The sequence below is a fragment of the Methylobacterium sp. D48H genome (assembly GCF_053345715.1).
Genome location: NZ_JBKFAP010000001.1, coordinates 1,032,770 through 1,051,828, shown reverse-complemented (window position 1 = coordinate 1,051,828; position 19,059 = coordinate 1,032,770). Strand labels below are relative to the sequence as shown.

General features: G+C 73.3%; 16 protein-coding genes. 11 read left to right on the top strand and 5 right to left on the bottom strand.

The window, feature by feature from the left end; translation table 11 throughout:
* The first annotated feature begins 51 nt into the window (after nt 1-51).
* The 8 genes from nadA to lptB all read left to right on the top strand — a co-directional run bounded on the left by nadA (nt 52) and on the right by lptB (nt 10,052).
* Nucleotides 52-1,068, top strand: coding sequence for a quinolinate synthase NadA (gene nadA / locus ACLBX8_RS05100; RefSeq protein WP_447698434.1), 1,017 nt, complete (start codon nt 52-54; stop codon nt 1,066-1,068).
* The gene (locus ACLBX8_RS05095) at nt 1,065-2,579 is read left to right on the top strand and encodes an L-aspartate oxidase (protein WP_447698435.1); all 1,515 of its coding nucleotides are present in this window, start codon (nt 1,065-1,067) and stop codon (nt 2,577-2,579) included. The genes nadA and ACLBX8_RS05095 overlap by 4 nt, the downstream gene beginning before the upstream one ends.
* Nucleotides 2,576-3,448: a carboxylating nicotinate-nucleotide diphosphorylase gene (gene nadC, locus ACLBX8_RS05090; RefSeq protein ID WP_042671249.1), complete on the top strand. Its 873-nt coding sequence runs from the start codon at nt 2,576-2,578 to the stop codon at nt 3,446-3,448. The genes ACLBX8_RS05095 and nadC overlap by 4 nt, the downstream gene beginning before the upstream one ends.
* A gap of 279 nt (nt 3,449-3,727) precedes the next feature.
* The gene (locus ACLBX8_RS05085) at nt 3,728-5,611 is read left to right on the top strand and encodes a potassium transporter Kup (protein ID WP_447714752.1); all 1,884 of its coding nucleotides are present in this window, start codon (nt 3,728-3,730) and stop codon (nt 5,609-5,611) included.
* Between the two features lie 131 nt (nt 5,612-5,742).
* The gene (htpG, locus tag ACLBX8_RS05080; RefSeq protein ID WP_447698436.1) at nt 5,743-7,575 is read left to right on the top strand and encodes a molecular chaperone HtpG; all 1,833 of its coding nucleotides are present in this window, start codon (nt 5,743-5,745) and stop codon (nt 7,573-7,575) included.
* A 229-nt stretch (nt 7,576-7,804) separates the two neighbouring features.
* Entirely contained in the window at nt 7,805-8,524 is a 720-nt protein-coding gene (lptC, locus tag ACLBX8_RS05075) for an LPS export ABC transporter periplasmic protein LptC (RefSeq protein ID WP_042671243.1), read from the top strand.
* Nucleotides 8,521-9,192 carry an LptA/OstA family protein gene (locus tag ACLBX8_RS05070; RefSeq protein ID WP_056531813.1) on the top strand — a complete coding sequence of 224 codons (672 nt, stop codon included), beginning with the start codon at nt 8,521-8,523 and terminating at the stop codon, nt 9,190-9,192. Before lptC ends, ACLBX8_RS05070 begins: the two co-directional genes overlap by 4 nt.
* A gap of 8 nt (nt 9,193-9,200) precedes the next feature.
* On the top strand, nt 9,201-10,052 hold the full coding sequence (lptB, locus tag ACLBX8_RS05065) for an LPS export ABC transporter ATP-binding protein (RefSeq protein WP_419149853.1): 852 nt from the start codon (nt 9,201-9,203) through the stop codon (nt 10,050-10,052).
* Between the two features lie 36 nt (nt 10,053-10,088).
* Here the strand turns inward: lptB and ACLBX8_RS05060 are convergent, their stop codons facing one another.
* Nucleotides 10,089-11,240, bottom strand: a complete 1,152-nt coding sequence (locus tag ACLBX8_RS05060; RefSeq protein WP_447698437.1) for a dimethylmenaquinone methyltransferase — start codon at nt 11,238-11,240, stop codon at nt 10,089-10,091.
* Between the two features lie 179 nt (nt 11,241-11,419).
* Between ACLBX8_RS05060 and ACLBX8_RS05055 the strand changes: the two genes are divergently transcribed.
* Nucleotides 11,420-12,733: an MFS transporter gene (locus ACLBX8_RS05055; RefSeq protein ID WP_020090582.1), complete on the top strand. Its 1,314-nt coding sequence runs from the start codon at nt 11,420-11,422 to the stop codon at nt 12,731-12,733.
* A 50-nt stretch (nt 12,734-12,783) separates the two neighbouring features.
* Here the strand turns inward: ACLBX8_RS05055 and ACLBX8_RS05050 are convergent, their stop codons facing one another.
* Genes ACLBX8_RS05050 through ACLBX8_RS05035 form a run of 4 tightly spaced genes read right to left on the bottom strand, consistent with a single transcriptional unit; the run spans nt 12,784 to nt 17,705 of the window.
* Nucleotides 12,784-13,911 (bottom strand): glycosyltransferase family 4 protein, encoded by a 1,128-nt coding sequence (locus ACLBX8_RS05050; protein WP_100250707.1) that lies wholly within the window; start codon nt 13,909-13,911, stop codon nt 12,784-12,786.
* A 1-nt stretch (nt 13,912) separates the two neighbouring features.
* Nucleotides 13,913-15,292: a right-handed parallel beta-helix repeat-containing protein gene (locus ACLBX8_RS05045; protein WP_447698438.1), complete on the bottom strand. Its 1,380-nt coding sequence runs from the start codon at nt 15,290-15,292 to the stop codon at nt 13,913-13,915.
* Nucleotides 15,289-16,230 carry a glycosyltransferase family 2 protein gene (locus ACLBX8_RS05040; RefSeq protein ID WP_447698439.1) on the bottom strand — a complete coding sequence of 314 codons (942 nt, stop codon included), beginning with the start codon at nt 16,228-16,230 and terminating at the stop codon, nt 15,289-15,291. Before ACLBX8_RS05040 ends, ACLBX8_RS05045 begins: the two co-directional genes overlap by 4 nt.
* Nucleotides 16,227-17,705, bottom strand: a complete 1,479-nt coding sequence (locus ACLBX8_RS05035; RefSeq protein WP_447698440.1) for a lipopolysaccharide biosynthesis protein — start codon at nt 17,703-17,705, stop codon at nt 16,227-16,229. Before ACLBX8_RS05035 ends, ACLBX8_RS05040 begins: the two co-directional genes overlap by 4 nt.
* Nucleotides 17,706-17,833: 128 nt before the next feature.
* Here ACLBX8_RS05035 and ACLBX8_RS05030 point away from each other — a divergent pair, with 128 nt between their 5' ends.
* Both ACLBX8_RS05030 and ACLBX8_RS05025 read left to right on the top strand, forming a co-directional pair.
* A complete protein-coding gene (locus tag ACLBX8_RS05030; RefSeq protein WP_447698441.1) occupies nt 17,834-18,436 on the top strand; it encodes a serine acetyltransferase in 603 nt (200 codons plus the stop codon).
* On the top strand, nt 18,433-19,035 hold the full coding sequence (locus ACLBX8_RS05025) for a serine acetyltransferase (protein ID WP_447698442.1): 603 nt from the start codon (nt 18,433-18,435) through the stop codon (nt 19,033-19,035). The genes ACLBX8_RS05030 and ACLBX8_RS05025 overlap by 4 nt, the downstream gene beginning before the upstream one ends.
* Nucleotides 19,036-19,059: the final 24 nt, after the last annotated feature.

The following is a 19,059-nucleotide window of genomic DNA, read 5'->3' as shown; positions in this document are numbered from 1 at the left end:
CCCCATAAGTTAGACGGCACAATGCTCAAACTGAGCATAATGGAGGACGCCATGACGGCGACCGTTGCACCCGTCTCCCGCACGACGATCCCGGGCCTGCCCCTTCCGGATCTGTACGCACGCGTCAGCCGGCACGTCCCCGCGATCGAGTGGCCGGCGCTCGCCCCCGACATCGAGGCGATCCTGCGCCTGAAGCGGGAGCGCAACGCCGTGATCTTGGCGCACAACTACCAGGCGCCCGAGATCTTCCACACGGTGGCCGACATCGTGGGCGACAGCCTCGCGCTGGCCCGCGAGGCGGTGAACGTGAACGCCGACGTGATCGTGCTGGCGGGCGTCCACTTCATGGCCGAGACGGCCAAGCTCCTGAACCCGAGCAAGACCGTGCTCATCCCCGACTTGGGCGCCGGCTGCTCGCTGGCCGATTCGATCACCGCCGCGGACGTGCGCGGCCTGCACGCCAAGTATCCGGGCGTGCCGATCGTGACCTACGTGAACACCTCGGCGGCCGTGAAAGCCGAGTCCGACCTGTGCTGCACCTCCGGCAACGCCGTCGCGGTGGTCAGGTCGCTGAACGCCCCCCGCGTCCTCATGATCCCCGACGAGTTCCTCGCGCAGAACGTCCAGGCCGAGATCCCGGAGGTCGAGATCCTGACCTGGGCCGGCCACTGCGAGGTGCACGAGCGCTTCACACCGGCCGACATCCGCGACGTCCGCGACAGCTATCCCGGCGTGACGGTGATCGCGCACCCGGAATGCCCGCCCGACGTGGTGGCCGAGTCGGACTTCTCCGGCTCCACCGCCATGATGATGGACTTCGTCGTCGAGAAGCGGCCGAAGCAAGTGGTGCTCGTCACCGAGTGCTCCATGGCGGACAACATCGCGGCGCAGAACCCGGACATCGAGTTCATCAAGCCCTGCAACATGTGCCCGCACATGAAGCGGATGAGCCTGCGCAACATCCGGCGGTCGCTCGAGACGATGACCCACGAGGTCACGGTCGACCCGGCGCTCGCCGACCGCGCCCGGGCCGCGGTCGAGCGCATGCTCGAGGTGCGCACACGATGAACGCGATCTCCCCGAACAGCGCCGACCGCGTCGTCGTGGTCGGCGGCGGCGTCGCGGGCCTCAGCGTCGCGCTGCGCCTCGCGCCCCGCCCGGTGACGCTGGTCACGGCCTCGGCCCTCGGCCTCGGCACCGCCACCGGCTGGGCCCAGGGCGGCATCGCGGCCGCGGTCGGCGCCGACGACGCGGCGGCGCTCCACGCCGCCGACACGGAGGCCGCCGGCGCCGGGCTCGCCGAGCCCGACGTGGCGCTCCGGGTCGCCGCGGAGGGCCCCGCGCTGATCGACTGGCTCGTGCGGATCGGCGTCCCGTTCGACCGCACCGACGACGGCGCGCTGGCCCTCGGGCTCGAGGCGGCCCATGGTCGCCGCCGCATCGTCCGCTCCGGCGGCGACGCCACCGGCGCCCGCGTCCTCGAAGGGCTCGTCCGGGCCGTGCTGTCGGCGCCGTCCGTGGAGGTCGTCACGGCGCGGGCCTGCGACCTGCTCCGGGACACGCGCGGGGCGGTGGCCGGCATCGTCGCCGAGCGCGACGGCGCGCTGTTCCGCATCCCGGCCCGCGCGGTGGTGCTCGCCACCGGCGGCGTCGGCGCCCTCTACGCGGCGACCACCAACCCGCCGGGCGCCGTCGGCCGCGGGCTGGCGCTCGCCGCCCGGGCCGGCGCGGTGATGCGCGACATGGAGTTCGTGCAGTTCCACCCGACCGCCATCGCGGCCGGCGCCGACCCGATGCCGCTCGCCACCGAGGCCCTGCGCGGCGAGGGCGCCCGCCTCATCGACGAGACCGGCGCCGCCGTGATGGCCGGCATCGCGGGCGGCGACCTCGCGCCGCGCGACGTGGTCGCCCGCGGCATCTTCCAGGCGCTGCAGCGGGGCCGCACGGTCTACCTCGACGCCCGCGGCGCGCTCGGCGCCGCGATGCCGACGCGGTTCCCGACCGTGGCGGGGCTCTGCGCCGCTGCCGGCATCGACCCGGCCGTGCAGGCGATCCCGGTCCGCCCGGCGGCGCACTACCACATGGGCGGCGTGAAGGTGGACGCGTACGGCGCCACCTCGGTGCCGGGCCTCTACGCCTGCGGCGAGGTCGCCTCGACGGGCCTCCACGGCGCCAACCGGCTCGCCAGCAACTCCCTGCTGGAGGGCCTCGCCTACGCGCGCTTCATCGCCGACGGGCTCGACACGCCGCCGCCCGCCGCGATCGTGCCCGAGGCCGTGTCTGTCCGTGCCGCCGGCGACCTGCCGGCGATCCGCGCGCTGATGGAGCGCAGGGTCGGCGTCGTGCGCGACGCCGCCGGCCTCGAGGAAGCCGTCGCCGTCCTCGAGGCGGGGGCTGAGACCTGCGACGCCGCCCTCGTGGCGCTGCTCATCGCCCGCGGTGCGCTCGGCCGCCGGGAGAGCCGCGGCGCCCACTGGCGCAGCGACTTCCCCCATCTCGCCGCGGCCGCGCACACCGAGGCCGCGCTGGCCGACCCGATCGCCGCGACCCCGTCCGCCGAGGAGGCGCTGACGCCATGACCCAGTCGGTTCTCTCCGATGAGATCCTCCCCCTGCCGCGGCTCCTCGTGGAGCCCGTGGTGCGCGCCGCCCTGCTGGAGGATCTCGGCCGGGCCGGCGACATCACCACCGACGCCATCGTCCCCCCGGGCGAGCGGATGCGCGGCGTGATCGCCTCCCGGCAGGACGGCGTCATCTCGGGCACCGACGCCGCCGCCATCGCCTTCGCGCTGGTGGACCCGGCCGTCAGCGTGACGGTCGAGCGCGGCGACGGCGCCCGCGTGGCGCCGGGCGACGTGGTGCTGCGCCTCGAGGGGCCGGCGCGGGCGATCCTGACGGCCGAGCGCGTGGCGCTGAACCTGCTCTGCCGGATGTCGGGCGTGGCCACCGCCACCCACGGCCTCGTCGAGGCCGCGCGCCCGCACGGCAAGGCCTCGATCGTCTGCACCCGCAAGACGACGCCGGGCCTGCGCGCCCTGGAGAAGCACGCGGTCCGGGCCGGCGGCGGCTCGAACCACCGCTTCGGCCTCGACGACGCGGTGCTGATCAAGGACAACCACGTGGCGGTGGCCGGCGGCATCGTCCCGGCGATCGAGCGCGCCCGGTCCCGGGCCGGCCACTTGGTGAAGATCGAGTGCGAGGTCGACAGCCTGGAGCAGCTGGAGGAGGCCCTGTCGGTCGGGATCGACGCGGTGCTCCTCGACAATATGGGGCCCGACCTGCTCCGCCGCGCCGTGGCGATGATCGACGGGCGCGCCCTGTCCGAGGCGTCGGGCCGGATCACCCGCGAGACGGTCGGGGCCGTCGCGGCCTCGGGGGTCGATCTGATCTCCTGCGGCTGGATCACCCATTCGGCGGCGATCATCGACCTGGGGCTCGACGCCGCCTGACCGGCGGGCCCCGCGCGCCGCCGGCGCGGCGGGGCCGAAGCGGTCGCTCGACTGTCATCACGTTCGGGTGACAAGTCTTCGCCGCGGTCGCTCGGGAGATCTGCCGAGTCTATCGCCGCGCGACCGACTCGCTAAGATTTCGGCCAACCGCGACGCCATCGACCGGACCCGACCGTGAGCCAAGCCCTGCCTTCCGCGGCTGCCCCGGCGGTCGATCGTCCGGCGGCGCCGGTGGCACGCAAGCCCGGCGCGGTCCGGCACGGGCCCGGCGGCGCGCTGATGCTGGGCGCGCTGGGCGTCGTGTACGGCGATATCGGCACGAGCCCGCTCTACGCGTTCAAGGAGGCGGTGAAGGCCGCGACCAGCGGCGGCGCCTCGGTGCCGGCGGCGGCCACCGGCGCGGTGTCGCTGATCCTGTGGTCGCTGATCCTGATCGTGTCGCTGAAATACGCGGTGCTGATCCTGCGCGCCGACAACCGCGGCGAGGGCGGCATCGTCGCCATGCTGGCGCTGCTCGGCGCGCGGCATGCCAGGCCGGGGACGTGGAAGGCGCTGCTGCTGGTGGTCGGGCTGGTGGGCGCGGCGCTGCTCTACGGCGACGGCGCGATCACGCCGGCGATCTCGGTGCTGTCGGCGATCGAGGGGTTGAAGATCGACGCGCCGGCGCTCGGGCCGTACGTCGTGCCGATCACCCTCGCCATCCTGGTCGGGCTGTTCCTGGTCCAGCACAAGGGCGTCGCCGCCATCGGGCGGGTGTTCGGGCCGGTCATGCTCGTCTGGTTCGTCGTCCTGGTCCTGCTCGCGGTCCCGAGCATCCTGCACGCGCCGGAGATCCTGGCGGCGGCCAACCCGTTCCGGGCGGTGGACTTCCTGATCCATGCCGGCTGGCATGTCAGCTTCCTGATGCTCGGCGCGGCCTTCCTGGCGGTGACCGGCGGCGAGGCGATGTACGCCGATCTCGGCCATTTCGGCGCCCCGGCGATCCGGATCGCGTGGTTCGGCCTCGTGCTACCGGCGCTGCTGATCCACTATTGCGGCCAGGGCGCGCTGATCATCGCCGACCCGAGCGCGATCGAGAACCCGTTCTACCGGCTCGCGCCGGACTGGGCGCATTACCCGCTGGTGGCGCTCGCCACGATGGCGACCGTCATCGCCTCGCAGGCGGTGATCTCGGGCGTCTACTCGCTCACCCAGCAGTCGATCCAGCTCGGCTTCATGCCGATGATGCGGGTGGTGCACACCGATGAGGACGAGCGCGGCCAGATCTACGTGCCGGCGGTGAACTGGCTGCTCGCCGTGGCGACCCTGACGGCCGTGGTGGTGTTCGGCTCCTCCGACGCCCTGGCCGGCGCCTACGGCATCGCGGTCTCGGCGCTCATGGGCATCACCACGCTGCTCGCCGCGCTGATCGCGCTCCGCTGGGGCTACAACCCGGTCTTGGTCCTCGCGGTCAACGGCTTCTTCCTCGGCATCGACCTCGTGTTCTTCTCCGCCAACAGCGTGAAGCTGTTCGAGGGCGGCTGGTTTCCGCTGCTGCTCGCCGGCGTGGTCGCCTTCCTGATGCTGACCTGGATGAAGGGCAACCACGTCCTCGAATCCGTCCGCCAGACCATGCGCATGTCCGAGGCCTCCTTCCTCTCCAGCCTCGGCTCGCACCCGCCGGTGACGCTGCCCGGCACTGCGGCCTTCCTGACCGCCGCCACCGAGGGCATCCCGATGGCGCTCGGCCGCCTGCTGGAGCGCAGCCGCTGCCTGCACGAGCGGATCCTGCTGATCACCGTCGTCTACGAGGAGGAGCCGGTGATCCCGGCGAGCGAGCGGGCGCAGGTCACGCTGGTGGCGCAGGGGATCCGCAAGGCGATCTCGAAGTACACGCCCGGCATGGAGCGCGTCGTGCTGCGCTACGGCTTCATGCAGACCGCCTCGATCCCCGAGGGGCTGCAATGCGCGGTGGCGAGCGGGCTGCTGCCGCCGGAATATCTGGAGGACATGACGTATTTCGTGGGCCACGAGGTGGTGATCCCGTCACCGACCCATCCCGGCATGGCGCCGTGGCGGGAGGGCCTGTTCGCTTTCATGAAGCGGAACGCCGAGCGCACCGGCGCCCATTTCGGCCTGCCGACCCGGCAGATCGTCGAGGTGGGCACCGAGATCGAGATCTGACCGGCCGCGGCGCGCGGGGGCGCTGCCCGAGGCGCGCGTCGGAGGCCGGGGCCGGCCGTCTTTCGCATTGAAAACGGCCCCGTTCGCCAGCATATCGCCACCGCAATTTCCCCACAGCGGAGGCATCACCCGTGAGCGAGACGATCGAGCGGCACGAATTCGGGGCGGAGGTGGGACGCCTCCTCGACCTCGTCGTGCACGCGCTCTACTCCGACCGCGAGATCTTCCTGCGCGAACTCGTCGCCAACGCGGCCGACGCCATGGACCGGCGGCGGTTCGAGGCCCTGACCTCGGCGGCGAGCGCGCTGCCGCCGGACGCCAAGGTCCGCATCGCGCCCGACAAGGAGGCGCGGACCCTGACCGTGTCGGACGCCGGCATCGGCATGACCAAGGAGGATCTCGCCACCAACCTCGGCACCATCGCGCGCTCCGGCACGCGGGCCTTCTCGCAGACGCTCGAATCCGCCAAGGCCGAGGACCGGCCGAGCCTGATCGGCCAGTTCGGCGTCGGCTTCTACTCGGCCTTCATGGTCGCCGACCGCGTCACCGTCACGTCGCGCCGCGCCGGCAGCGACGAGGCCTGGACCTGGGCCTCGGAGGGACAGGGCAGCTACACGCTGGAGCCGGCGACGCGGGCCGAGCCCGGCACCGACATCGTGCTGCACCTCAAGGCGGATGCCGACGAGTACCTCGAGCCCTACCGCCTCGACCATCTCGTGCGGAAATGGGCCGACTTCATCACGGTGCCGATCGCGGTCGTGCGCGACGGCAAGGACGAGTCGGCCAACCAGGGCACCGCGCTCTGGCGCAAGGCGAAGTCCGAGGTCACCGAGGAGCAGTACGAGGAATTCTACCACTCCATCGGCATGAACTTCGACAAGCCGTGGGCGACGCTCCACTGGCGCGCCGAGGGGCAGCTCGAGTTCTCCGCGCTTCTGTTCATTCCCGGCTCGAAGCCGTTCCAGGCCCTCGAGAACGAGCGGCAGAGCAAGGTCCGGCTGCATGTCCGGCGGATGTTCATCACCGACGAGGCCGAGCTGCTGCCGCCGTGGCTGCGCTTCGTCCAGGGCGTCGTCGACACCGAGGACCTGCCGCTGAACGTCTCCCGCGAGATGCTGCAATCGACCCCGGCGCTCGCCCGGATCCGCCGCGCGGTCACCGGGCGCGTCGTCTCCGAACTCACCACCCGCGCCAAGGACGCGGAGGGCTACCAGTCCTTCTGGGAGAATTTCGGCCCCGTCCTCAAGGAGGGCATCTACGAGGATTTCGAGCGCCGGGGCGAGATCGCGCCGCTCCTGCGCTTCCGCTCCTCGGCGGTCGAGGGCTGGACCTCGCTGCCCGACTACGTGTCCCGCATGAAGGACGGCCAGGAGGCGATCTACTACCTCGTCGCCGACGACGCCGAGGCGCTCAAGTCGTCGCCGCAGCTGGAGGGCTTCCGGGCCCGCGGCCTCGAGGTGCTGCTCCTCTCCGACCACGTCGACGCCTTCTGGCCCGATCAGCTCGGCACCTTCGACGAGAAGCCGCTCCGCTCGATCACCAAGGGCGGCCTCGACCTGTCGAAGTTCGCGCCGGATGGCGAGCAGCCGGAGGCGCCGGAGGGCATCGACGCCTTCGTCGCCGCCGTGAAGACGGCCCTCGGCGCCGAGGTCTCGGACGTGCGCACCACCGACCGGCTCGTCGATTCGGCCGTGGTCCTCTCGGCCGGCACCGGCGGACCCGACCTGCAGATGCAGCGGCTCATGCGCCGGGCCGGGCGGGCCGGTGCCGGGCAGCCGGTCCTAGAGATCAACCCGCGCCACCCGCTGATTCGGGCGCTGGCCGCGGCACCCGAATCGGAGGTGCCGCAGGCCGCCGGCACGCTCCTCGACCTCGCCCGCATCCAGGACGGCGACAGCCCCCGCGACCCGGCGGCCTTCGCCCGCACGGTGGCGGCGGCGCTCGCGGCCGCGCGGGGCGCGTAGGACTACGGAGACCCGCGCCGCGCGCTGCCGGGAGGCCGCGCGCGGCGTGTGTCTCCACACACATCCGTTCGGGATGATTGTGGGTTCGGTTGATCATTCGGAAATGGTCGAGCCATAACTTCGCCACCGGTCGGGATCATTGCCCGGCCGAAGGCGCGGGCGCGGTGGGGGCCGCAGGCGTCTGAGCCGAACCCTCTCGCGCGCCTCGGGCGCGCCTCACGGACGCTGCATGAACCCGGTCGAGGCTGAAGCCGGCAACGGACAGGCGGTCGCGGCGGCGCGGACCCGGGCCCACGCCCGGGCGTACCGCCACAGCGGACGCGTGCGCACCATGCGCCGGCTGATTCCGGTGGTCGCCGGCGGCGCGGTGGCGCTGCTGCTGGGCTACCTGTTCAATCCCTTCGCGGCGCAGCTGCCGGGCGTCTCGGTCGGCCCGGTGACGCTGGCCGGCTCCAAGGTCCGCATGGAGAACCCGCGGCTCTCGGGCTTCCGCCAGGGCACGCGCGGCTACGAGGTGACGGCCGACGCCGCCCTCCAGGACGTCCGCAAGCCGAGCCAGATCGAGCTGCAGCAGATGCGCGGCCACATCGCCACCGACGACCAGGGCGGCATCGCCCGCCTCTCGGCGACGTCGGGCCTGTTCGACACCGCCCGCGAGGCGCTCGACCTGAAGGACGACATCCGCATCTGGACCGACAAGGGCGAGGAGGCGCGCCTGCGCTCCGCCGCCGTCGCGTTCAAGACCGGCTCCATCAGCTCGCAGGAGCCCGTCACCGTCTCGAGCGCGCGGGCCAACGTGAAGGCCGACACCCTCGACGTCGTCGAGAACGGCAAGCGGATCTCCTTCGTGGGCAACGTCCACGTGGTCATCGTCAGCGACGCGCCGGGGGAGAAGCCCCAGGCCCGCATCCTGACCTCGGACGCCGAAGCCGCGGACGGTGCCCGATGAGCGCCGCCCGCCTCCTCTGCGCCGCCCTGGCGGCCGGGCTGGTCCTCGCCGGTCCGGCGCTGGCCGAGAAGCCGGCGCGCAAGGATTCGCCCTTCGGCAATATCGGCGGCGGCGGCAAGGATCCGATCAAGATCGACGCCGACCGGCTCGACGTGTTCGACCGAGAGAACAAGGCGGTCTTCGCCGGCAACGTCGTGGCCGTGCAGGGCGACAGCACCATCCGCTGCTCGACCATGACGGTGACCTACAAGCGCGGCAAGGACGCGCCGGGCAAGGGCGCCAAGGGCGACGCCAAGCCCGAGGCGCGGGACGAGGGCGCCGACGCGGCGCCGCGGAACCCCGCCGAGAACGGGATCCAGAAGGTCGACTGCGCCGGGCCGGTGACGGTGGTGCAGAAGGACCAAGTCGCCACGGGCGATCACGCGGTGTTCGACCAGGACGCCAAGCGGATCGTGCTGACCGGCAACGTCGTCCTGAGCCAGTGCCAGAACGTCACCCGCGGGCAGCGGCTCGTCTACGACATGAACACCGGGCGCGCGAACATGGACCCCGTTGCGGGCGGCCGCGTCTCGGCCCTGTTCGTGCCCGGCGAGAAGTCCGACGCCAAGGACGGCAAGGCGAAGGGCTGCAGCCAGCCGCCGCCCAGGCCGAAGGCGCAGGTCGATTGAGCGGCGCCGTGGCGTTCCAGGCGGGCCCGCAGGAGCCGGCCCGGACGGGCTGGCTCGGCCGGCTGTTCGGCCGGCGCGCGCGGCAGGCCGAACAGCCGGCCGAGGCCGACGGCTGGTCCGCGGCCGAGGAGGGCGGTCTCGGCATCCTCAGCGTGCGCGGCCTGCGCAAGAGCTACGGCGCCCGCACGGTCGTCCACGAGGCCGGCCTCACCGTGCGCACCGGCGAGGCCGTCGGGCTGCTCGGGCCGAACGGCGCCGGCAAGACCACGATCTTCTACATGATCACCGGGCTGGTGGCGGCCGATCGCGGCCACATCACCCTGGACGGCCTGCCGATCACGCACCTGCCCATGTACCAGCGGGCGCGGCTCGGGATCGGCTACCTGCCGCAGGAGGCCTCGATCTTCCGCGGGCTCACCGTGGAGGACAACATCCGGGCGGTGCTGGAGGTGGTCGAGCCGGACCGCAAGGCGCGCGCGCGCAAGCTCGACTCGCTGCTCGAGGAGTTCGACATCGCGCGCCTGCGCAAGTCGCCCTCGATCGCGCTCTCGGGCGGCGAGCGGCGGCGCTGCGAGATCGCCCGGGCGCTCGCCTCGTCGCCGACCTTCATGCTGCTGGACGAGCCCTTCGCGGGCATCGACCCGATCGCGGTCGGCGACATCCAGGACCTCGTGAAGCACCTGAAGCAGCGCGGCATCGGCGTGCTGATCACCGACCACAACGTCCGCGAGACGCTGGGCCTGATCGACCGCGCCTACATCGCCCATTCCGGCCGCATCCTCACCGAGGGCACGCCCGAGGAGATCGTGGCGAACCCGGACGCGCGCCGGCTCTATCTCGGCGAGGATTTCCGGCTCTAGGCCGGCCGCGCCCGCACGGGCAGGGCGGCCGGCCGCTCAGCTCTTCCAGTTCTTCAGCGCCGCGAAGGGGCTGTCCGAACCCGCGGGCTTCTCCGGGTTCAGCACCGGCTCCACCTGGGCGATCGCGTCCGCCATCGAGAAGGCCGAGCCGCTCTGGAGCCGGCCGCCCGCCGCGTCGCGGTGGCCGCCGCCGCGGAACAGGCGGGCGCCGTCGAGCGCCGTGCCGTCGTTGGACCGGAACGACAGCGTGCCCATCCGCTGGACGTTGACCACGCGCTTGGCCCGGCCCGCGTCCATGATCAGGTCGGAGACCCGCTGGAAGGTGCCCGAATCGAGGGCGAAGGACAGGAGCGTGCCGTCCTTGAGCGGGCGGAACAGGGAATCCGAGCGGGCGAGCGCCCGGGCAAGCCGCATGCGCGTCGTCAGCGCCGGGTCGTCGTCCGGCGCGTCGCGCAGCAGGGTGTCGACCACGCCGGCGCGGAGCGCCGAGGCGCGGCGCTCCAGCTCGGCCGGGCTCGCCCCGTCCCGCAGGGCGGCGGCGGCCGCGAGCAGGATCTCGGACACGAACCGGTCGTGCCAGGGATGCCCGACCGGCACGTAGCTCGACACGACCTCCCAGAACAGCTCGTCCAGGGCGAGGCCGCCCCGGAAGGCGGGGCTCTCCTTGCGCCAGAGGTCGAGGGCGTCGACCGCGGTGAGCAGGCTCGACAGGTCGGTCGCGGGCTCGTGCGCGGCGAACAGGGCCCGGTGCTCGAAGGCCATCCGCGTGGCGCAGATGTCGTCCTCGATCAGCACGGCGATCTCGGGGTCGCCCAGGTCGATCCGGTGGAGCGCCGGCCGCTCGGCGTCGGGCGCCGCGTCCAGGCCCAGGCGCCGCATCTGGTCGAGGGAGGAGGCGTGGTGGTCGAGGACCACGAGGCGGTGCTTCTGCCCGTCCTCGCGGCGCCGGTTCATCGCGGCGAACTTCTTCAGGCCCGCGATGGTCTGCTCCTCCAGGCCGAGGTCGGTCATCAGCAGGATCTCGCGCTCCGCCGCGCGGCCGAGGCGCTTGATCTCGTCCTCGAAGACCGGGCCGACATCGCTGTAGCGGGGCACGTGGACGACGCGCTCGACCGGGGCGCAGGCGGCGGCGACCGTCGAGGCGCCGTAGCCGTCGAGGTCGTGGTGGGTGATCTGGATCAGGCGCAACGGGCGGACTCGGAGGGTGACGGAGCGGCCCGTCTACGACGCCCGGCGCCGCGAGGCGAGGGGCGGCGGCCCTTCCGTCCGGCGGCGTTCGGTGCAGAATGCTCCGCGGCCGCCACGAGTCGCGAAGGACCGGCCGGCCGCGGAGACCCCCAAGGGGCCCGTCATTCGGGGAGGACACGATGGCCCTGGCCGCAACGCCGCGCGTGCGCCGCATCCAGACGATCTCGCTCGCCCTGCTGGTGACCGCGGGCGTCGTCAACTACGTCGACCGGGCCACCCTGGCGGTGGCCAACCCGCTGATCCGCGAGGATCTCGGCCTCTCGATCCCCGACATGGGCCTGCTGCTCTCGGCCTTCCTCTGGGCCTACGCCTTCGCGCAGCTGCCGGCCGGGGCGCTCGCCGACCGGCTCGGCCCGCGCCTGACGCTGACGCTCGGCCTGACCTGCTGGTCCTTCGGCCAGATGCTCGGCGGCGCGGTGACGTCGTTCTGGCAATTCGTGAGCGCACGGATCGTCCTCGGAATCGGCGAGGCGCCGCATTTCCCGACCTGCGCCCGCGTCTCCCGCGACTGGTTCAACATCCGCCAGCGCGGCACCGCCACGGGGATCTGGAACTGCGCCTCCTCGCTCGGAACCTTCCTGGCCCTGCCGCTGCTGACCTTCCTGATGGTGAGCTTCGGCTGGCGGGCGATGTTCGTCATCATGGGCGCGGCCGGCCTCGTCCTCGCGGCGATCGTCTACCTCGTGTTCCGCAACCCGCGCGAGACCGACCTGACGCCGGGGGAGCGGGCCTTCCTGGAGGAGGGCGATGCCCCGAACGCCGGCCGCGCGGTCACCTGGAGCGCGTGGCGGCGGCTCTTCGGGTTCCGCACCAGCTGGGGGATGATCGTCGGCTATTTCGGCTGCATCTACATGACGTGGCTCTACACCGCGTGGCTGCCGAGCTACCTCGAGATCGAGCGGCACTTCACCCTGCAGAAGACCGGCCTCGTCGGCTCGATCCCCTTCGCCTTCGGCGTGCTGGGCGGGATCCTGGGCGGTCGCGTCGTCGATGTCCTCGTCCGCCGCGGCGTCGACCCGATCCGCAGCCGCAAGATCCCGATGGTCGGCTCCCTGGTGGCGACCGCCGCGTTCACGGTGGTGGCGGCGCTGACGCCGAGCGACACCCTCGCGATCGCCTGCATCTCGGCCTCGCTGTTCCTGGTCTACATGAGCTCGTCGTCGGCCTGGGCGATGGCCTCCGTGGCGGCGCCGGCCAGCTGCACGGCGTCGCTCGGCGCCATGCAGAATTTCGGCGGCTACATCGGCGGCGCCCTGGCGCCGACCGTGACGGGCTTCATCGTCGGCGGCACGGGCCATTTCTCCATGGCCTTCATCACCGGCGCCGTGATCGCCCTGGTGGCGGCCCTGGGCTACTGGACGCTGATCCAGGATCCCATCGCCGACGAGGGTCCGGAGAGCCCCGCCGTCGGCGCGCTCGGGGCCGCGCGCTAGGCGAGCCGACGGCGCCCTCTCGCGCCACCCCCGCGCGTCACCCCCACGCTTCACCCCCGCAGGTTCGGCGCGGCCAGGATCAGGTCGCGCAGATGCGTGCGGGCCGTGAAGCTCCGGCGCATCAGGTCGACGAAGGTGGCGGCCGGCCCGTCCCAGTCGTGGCGCGCCGCGTGGGCCCGCGCCGCGCAGGCGTCGAAGGGCAGCCGCCCCTCGACCGCCGCGCCCATCAGCTCCGCGAGACGGTCGACCCGGTCGGGCGCGTCCGGGTCGAAGTAGCTCGCCGCGCTGCCGCCGGCTTCCGGGATGGCCGTCAGGCTCGAGGCGATGACGGGGGTTCCCCGGGCGAGGCTGTCGAGCACCGGGATGCCCCAGCCCTCGCCGCGGCTCGGGAAGACCAGGGCGGCGGCCCGGGCGTAGAGGTCGGACAGGCCCTGGTCGTCGATGCCGGCGATGTGCACCGCGTCCGGCGTCCGGGCGAGGCGGTCGAGAGTCTCGGGCCGCTCGCCGTCGCCCTTGCCGACCACGATCAGCCGGGCCGCGCCCTGCGGCAGCCGCGCGAAGGCGTCGAGGACGAGGCCGAGATTCTTCCGCGGCTCCAGCCGGCCGACCATCAGCAGGTAGGGGCGCCCGTCGGCGAGCGGCGTCCGCTCCGTGACCGCCTGCGGCGGCGTGGAGCCGCAGCGCACCTCGGCGATGCGCTCCCGCGCGATGCCGTAGACGTTGGCGATGGAGTCGCGGCTGTAGTCGGAGATGGTCAGGACCAGCTTGGCGCGCCGCGCCGAGAGCCGGGTCAGGATCTTGTTCCGCCAGCGCATCGACCACGGGAAGAACTCGGGATGCGTCTCGAACAGGATGTCGTGGACCACCACCACCTGCCGGTCGCCCGGCACCAGCGGCGGGGCGATGTAGGTGGTCAGCAGCGTGTCCAGGCGGTCGCGCAGGAACAGCCACGGCCAGACCAGGGTCAGCCGCACGGTCGCGGGCACACGCGGCAGCCGTTGGTGCTCGATGTTGTCGCCCGAGACGATGCGGGCGCAGGCCTCCGGGTCGCCGGAATAGACCACGTAGGTGGCGTCCGGGTGGCGGGCGGCGGCCCGCCCGATGATGTTCACGAGCCAGGTCCGGCTGCCCTGCGGCTTGCCGGTGAGCACGTGCGCGTCGATGCCGATGCGAAGCATGTTACGGGCTCCTGTAGGCGCCGAAGGTCGGGGCCTCACCGGGGGCGTAGGCCTGGCCGGCGATGTCGCGGGTGGCGCCGAGCGGGATGCCGGCGCGGGCCGGGGGCGCCGTCAGGGCGAGCCCGCCGGCCATGGGGTTCGCGGGATCGCGGAAGGCGGGCGTGCCGGTGAGGTCGGGACCCTGGCCGTTGAGCGGCAGGCTCGCCCCGTCGCCGGTGGCCTGCGTGCCCCAGCGGTAGAGCGGGGCGCCGACGGCGCTGCCGAGGAAGTTCGGCCCGATCGCGTTGTTGTTGTCGGTGGTGGTCGCCTCGACCACGATCGCGGCCACGTTCGGCCGGGTCGCGTAGGCGATGTTGTTGAGCACCCGGTTGTTCGACGTGCGGTCGACCTGCTTGGTGTAGTCGGAGGCCAGCACGATCTCGCCGCGATAGACGTGCTTGCCGCCGGAATTGCGCATGTTGCCGGTGGTCGTGTTGTTGACCACCGTGTTGGAGCCGGCGTCGAACAGGTTGATCCCGGCGCCGTCGTTGTCGGCCGCGACGTTGAACGCGACGATGTTGCCGTCGCACCACTGGTCGATCTGGATGCCGTTGCCGTCCTGGCCGGTGGTCTCCTTCTGGCCGGTGACGATGTTGTACCGGATGATGTTGCGGTCGCCGGCGTCCTGGGCGGCATCCTTGGCGTAGACGTGGATGCCCGAGGTGCCCGACATCCCCACGCCGTTGCCCGAGACGCGGTTGCCCTCCACGACGTAGCCGGAGCCGTTGATCTCCATCCCGTGGATGCCGTTGCCGGTCACGGTGTTGTCGAGGATGTAGCTCGGATCCTCCGCGGGCGCGTTGATCACGTCGACGGCCACGCCGTGGGTCTGGTTGTCGGCGAGGGTGTTGCCGGTGATGCGGTGACCCGCCCCGGCACCGTCGCCGATCCAGATCCCCAGGCCGGAGCGGGACACGGTCGAGCCCGCGACCGTGACGTGGCTTGATCCCCGGCGGATGATGAAGCCGGAATTCACCGCGCCCTGGACGCTCAGGCCCGTGACCGTGACGTAGGCGGCGTTCTCGAACACCACGGAGTTGGACAGGCGCGGCTGCGTGCCGGGTTCTGCCGCCACCGTCACGGGCGCCGCCGCGGTCCCGCGGGACCCGACGAACACGACGTCGCCGTAGCTGCCGCCCCGGACCAGCACGCTCGATCCGGGACCGAGACTGGCGAAGGGCACGTCGGCGAGCCGCGCCACCGTGGTGTAGCCGGGCTTCGCGCCGCCGGCGGGATCGACCAGGATGTTCTGCTGCACCTGCGCGTCGGCCGGCCCGCAGGCGGACAGGACCGGCAGGAGCAGGGCCGACAGGGCGCCGAGGACCGTGCGGGGCCACCTCATGCCGCGAGCGCCCGGGCGATGGCGAGGCGCTTGCGCCGCTGGAACAGCCGCCGCCACACGCTGCGGCCGGCCTCGGGGCTGATCCGCGTCAGCGCGCGCGCCGCCATCTGCCAGCCGGGCAGGAGCGCCTGCGGCATGGCGAGGTCGGCGACCCGGTGGCGCGCCGCCGCGCCCAGCGGCGGCGGCCCGACGAGGCCGAGCCGGCCGAGATCCGCCACGAGGTCCGGGCGCTTGCGGTACCACAGCACCAGCGCCGCGCCCTCGCGCTCGGCGATCCGCAGGTAGGCCGCCTCGTCCAGGAGGTGGTGGTGGTAGCCCAGCGCCTCGGGCGCGTAGAACAGGCGCATGCCGCGCCGGGCCAGCCGCTCGCCGAGCTCGATGTCCTCGTGCCAGAACAGCTTCGGGTCGAAGCCGCCCGCCTCCTCCAGGAAGCGCCGGTCGACGCTGACGTTGCAGGTCAGGAACGCGTCCCAGCCGACCGCGTCGCGGCCCGCCAGCGCGTCGTAGGAGGCGTCGTGGTGGAGCGCCGAGAAGGGCGAGAAGGGCAGGGCGGGGTCGATCGTCATCCGTCCGAGGATCGCTGTCTCACGACCGCCCCGCCGGGCGTGGGCGAGGCGGTGCGCCTCGACGAGGCTCGGGACCGGGATCGTGTCGTCGTTGACGATCAGGAGGCGCGCGCCCCGCGCCGCCGCGATGGCGCGGTTGCGGGCGGCGTTCGCCCCGGCATTCTCCTGGCGCAGGTGCACCACGAGGATCCGGGCCGTGGCGACGGCGCGGCTGATGACCGTCCCGGTGTGGTCGGTCGAGCCGTCGTCGCAGACGACGATCTCGAAGGGCGCGTCCGTCTCCTGCCGGTCGAAGGCCCTCAGGCACAAGCGCAGCGTGTCGGCGCGGTTGTAGGTCGGGATGATGACCGAGAGCACGGGTCGATCGCTCATGAGGAGGCTTCCGGGAGCGGGAGGTCGAGGGGATCGGTCGGGGCGCGGCGCAGGCACAGCCACCCCGCGAGGGCGGCCGAGAGGGCCGCGGCGGCGGGCACCGCCGCGGGCGCCAGGGCGGCGGGACCGGCGGCCCAGGCGAGGGCGGTCAGGAGGGCCGGCGCGGCGAGGATCGGCACGTCGGCCAGGGCGAGGGGCGGTCCGGCCTCCCGCCAGAAGGCCTGAGCCAGGACGCCGAGCATCGCGGCCTCGGCGAGCAGCGCGGCGATGCCCGCGCCGAGGAGCGGATCCCACGGGATCAGCAGCGTGCAGGCGAAGAGGTTCGTGGCGCAGGCCGCCGCGCTCCCGCGCACCGCGAAGCCGGTCCGGCCCAGCGGGACGAGGCCCGCGAACAGGATCGTGGCGGCGATCAGCAGGACGCTCATCCCGGTGGCGATGCGCAGCACCGGGACGGCGCGGCCGAAATCCGGGCCGAAGGCGAGGCGCACCAGCGGCTCCGCGAGGGCGCAGGTCGCCACCGCTCCGGCGCAGGACGCGGCGAGGATCGGGACCAGCGCGCCGCGGACCCGCGCGCGCAGGGCGGTCGTGCCGGCGCGTGACCGTCCGTCGACCAGGGGCCCGACGGCGCGCCCGAAGACCGGCACCAGCGGGGCGCACAGGGTTATCGCCACCGCGGCGCCGAGCTCGAAGAACCGGAAGCCGGCCGTGAACTGGCCGAGCTCGGCCGCGCCCGCGAAGGCGGCCAGCATCATCAGGCTGATCCGGCCGTTGAGCGAGCCGAGGGCGTTCGAGACGCCCACCCCCGCCGCGGCCCGGATCGTCGCGAGCGCGTGCGGCAGCGAGGCGGGGCGGGCGGGCACGAGGCGCAGCGCCAGCGCCAGCCCGACCGCGCCGTACGCGATGCCGGCGGCCACCGCCACGAGGCTGAGCGCCGCCTCCGGAAGCTGCAGCCAGAGCGCGAGTGCCGTCCCGCCGATCAGCAGGGCGGCGTTGGCGAGCGACGGCCAGACGGACCAGCCCGGCCGCCCGCAGACCTGGAACAGGGCGTCGAGGAAGCGGGCGGCCGCGAGCGGCATGAGGAGAGCGGCCAGCGCCAGGGCGGGCCGGACCGCGTCCGGCAGCATCGGCAGGACGCCGAGGAGCGCGGCACCCGTCCCGAGGCCGAGGACGAGGCGCGCCGACAGCATCCGGCCGAACTCGGCCGCCCGCATCTCCGGCCCGACCGCGCCGAGCCGCGCCCCGAAGGTCAGCGTGGTGCCGAAATCCGCCGCGATCAGCGCGACCGCGAGGATCGCCAGGGCGAGGCCGTAGCGGCCCAGCGCCGCCGGGCCGGCGAAATGGCCGACCATCACGAAGGCCGCGAAGCCGGCCGCGAGGTAGACGCCGCGCCCCGCCGCCTGTCCGAGCAGGTTCGCGCCGTAGCGCAGCCCGCCGGCGCGCCCCCGTCCCGACAATCGGTTTACCAAGCGAAGCATCTCTCGGTGAAGCCTGACTGAAAACTGCGACCTACGATTGCATCGTGGCAGGCTGCGTATGGCTTGCAACCGCGAGCTCAATTTATGGTTGCAGAGTTGTCGCGTTGGGAAAAACCGGAGGACTGCGTATGTCCGAGACAGCCGCTGGACCGGATCTGCGCCTCTCGCGCGGAGCGGACGCGGAGGCGGGGCGTCTCCGGTGGGCCGAGGTGCGGGCTGCCCTGTCCGCCGACCGCGATCACTGGCGCCGCCGCGGCGGCGGACCGGCCCGCCTGCGCCGGGGCTACCACGCGGTCTGGCTCTACCGCCTGTCCCGCTACGCCCACGAGCGCGGCTGGCGGATGGCGGCGTGGCTGCTGTGGCTGGTGAATGGCTGGTGGACGGGCGCCGACATCCCGCCCTCCAGCCGCATCGCCGGCGGCCTGTTCCTGCCGCAGCCCTACGGGACGGTCATCGCCGGCGCCGTGGGCCGCGACGCCGCCTTCGGGATCCAGGCCTCCATCGGCGGCCTGCTGAAGGAGCCCGACCAGGACATCGGCGGCGGCCCCGGCCTGCCGGTGCTGGGCGACGACGTCGTCCTGGAGGCGGGCGCCATCGTGCTCGGCGCCGTCCCGATCGGTGACCGGGCCCGGATCGGCCCGCGGACCACCATCCTCAAGCCCGTCCAGGCCGACGAGGAGGTCATGCCCCAGCCCTGGCGGCCGCTTCCCGGCCGGGGGGGCGCGGCGTGAGCGGCCCGCTGACCGACCACGTCACCCTGCCGGGCCTGCGGCGCCTCCTGGCGGCCGACTTCGCCCGCGTCCTGCGCCAGACGACGGGGGGCAAGTCGACCTCGCGGCTGCGGCGCGCGATGCACCTCACGCTGCCGGCCATGCAGGTGGCGATCCTCCACCGGACCGCGCACCTGCTGCACGGCCGGGGCTGGCGCCGCTGCGCCGCCCTTGTGGCGGACCTGTCCCTGCGGCTGACCGGCGCCTGCCTGCATCCGGGCTCGCGCCTCGGGCCCGGCCTGTTCGTTCCGCACCCGGCGCGGGTCGCCTTCTGCGGAACCGGGGGCGCCGACCTGACGCTCCTGCCCGGCACCCTGGTCGGGCCGCGGGACTGGCTCTTCCCGAGCCAGCCGTTCCCCACCGACGGCCCCCATCTCGGCGACGGCGCCGTGGTCGGCGCGCACGCCGCCGTGCAGGGGGCGGTCGCCATCGGCGCGGGCGCGACGATCGGGATCGGGGTCTGCAGCCTCCGGGACGTCCCGGCCGGCACCGTGACGATGCTGGTCCAGCGGCAGCTCCGCAGCGGCGGGCGCGGCCCGGAGGCGGGCCGTGGGCGCTAGATCCGGACGCGCCGGGCCGGTGCC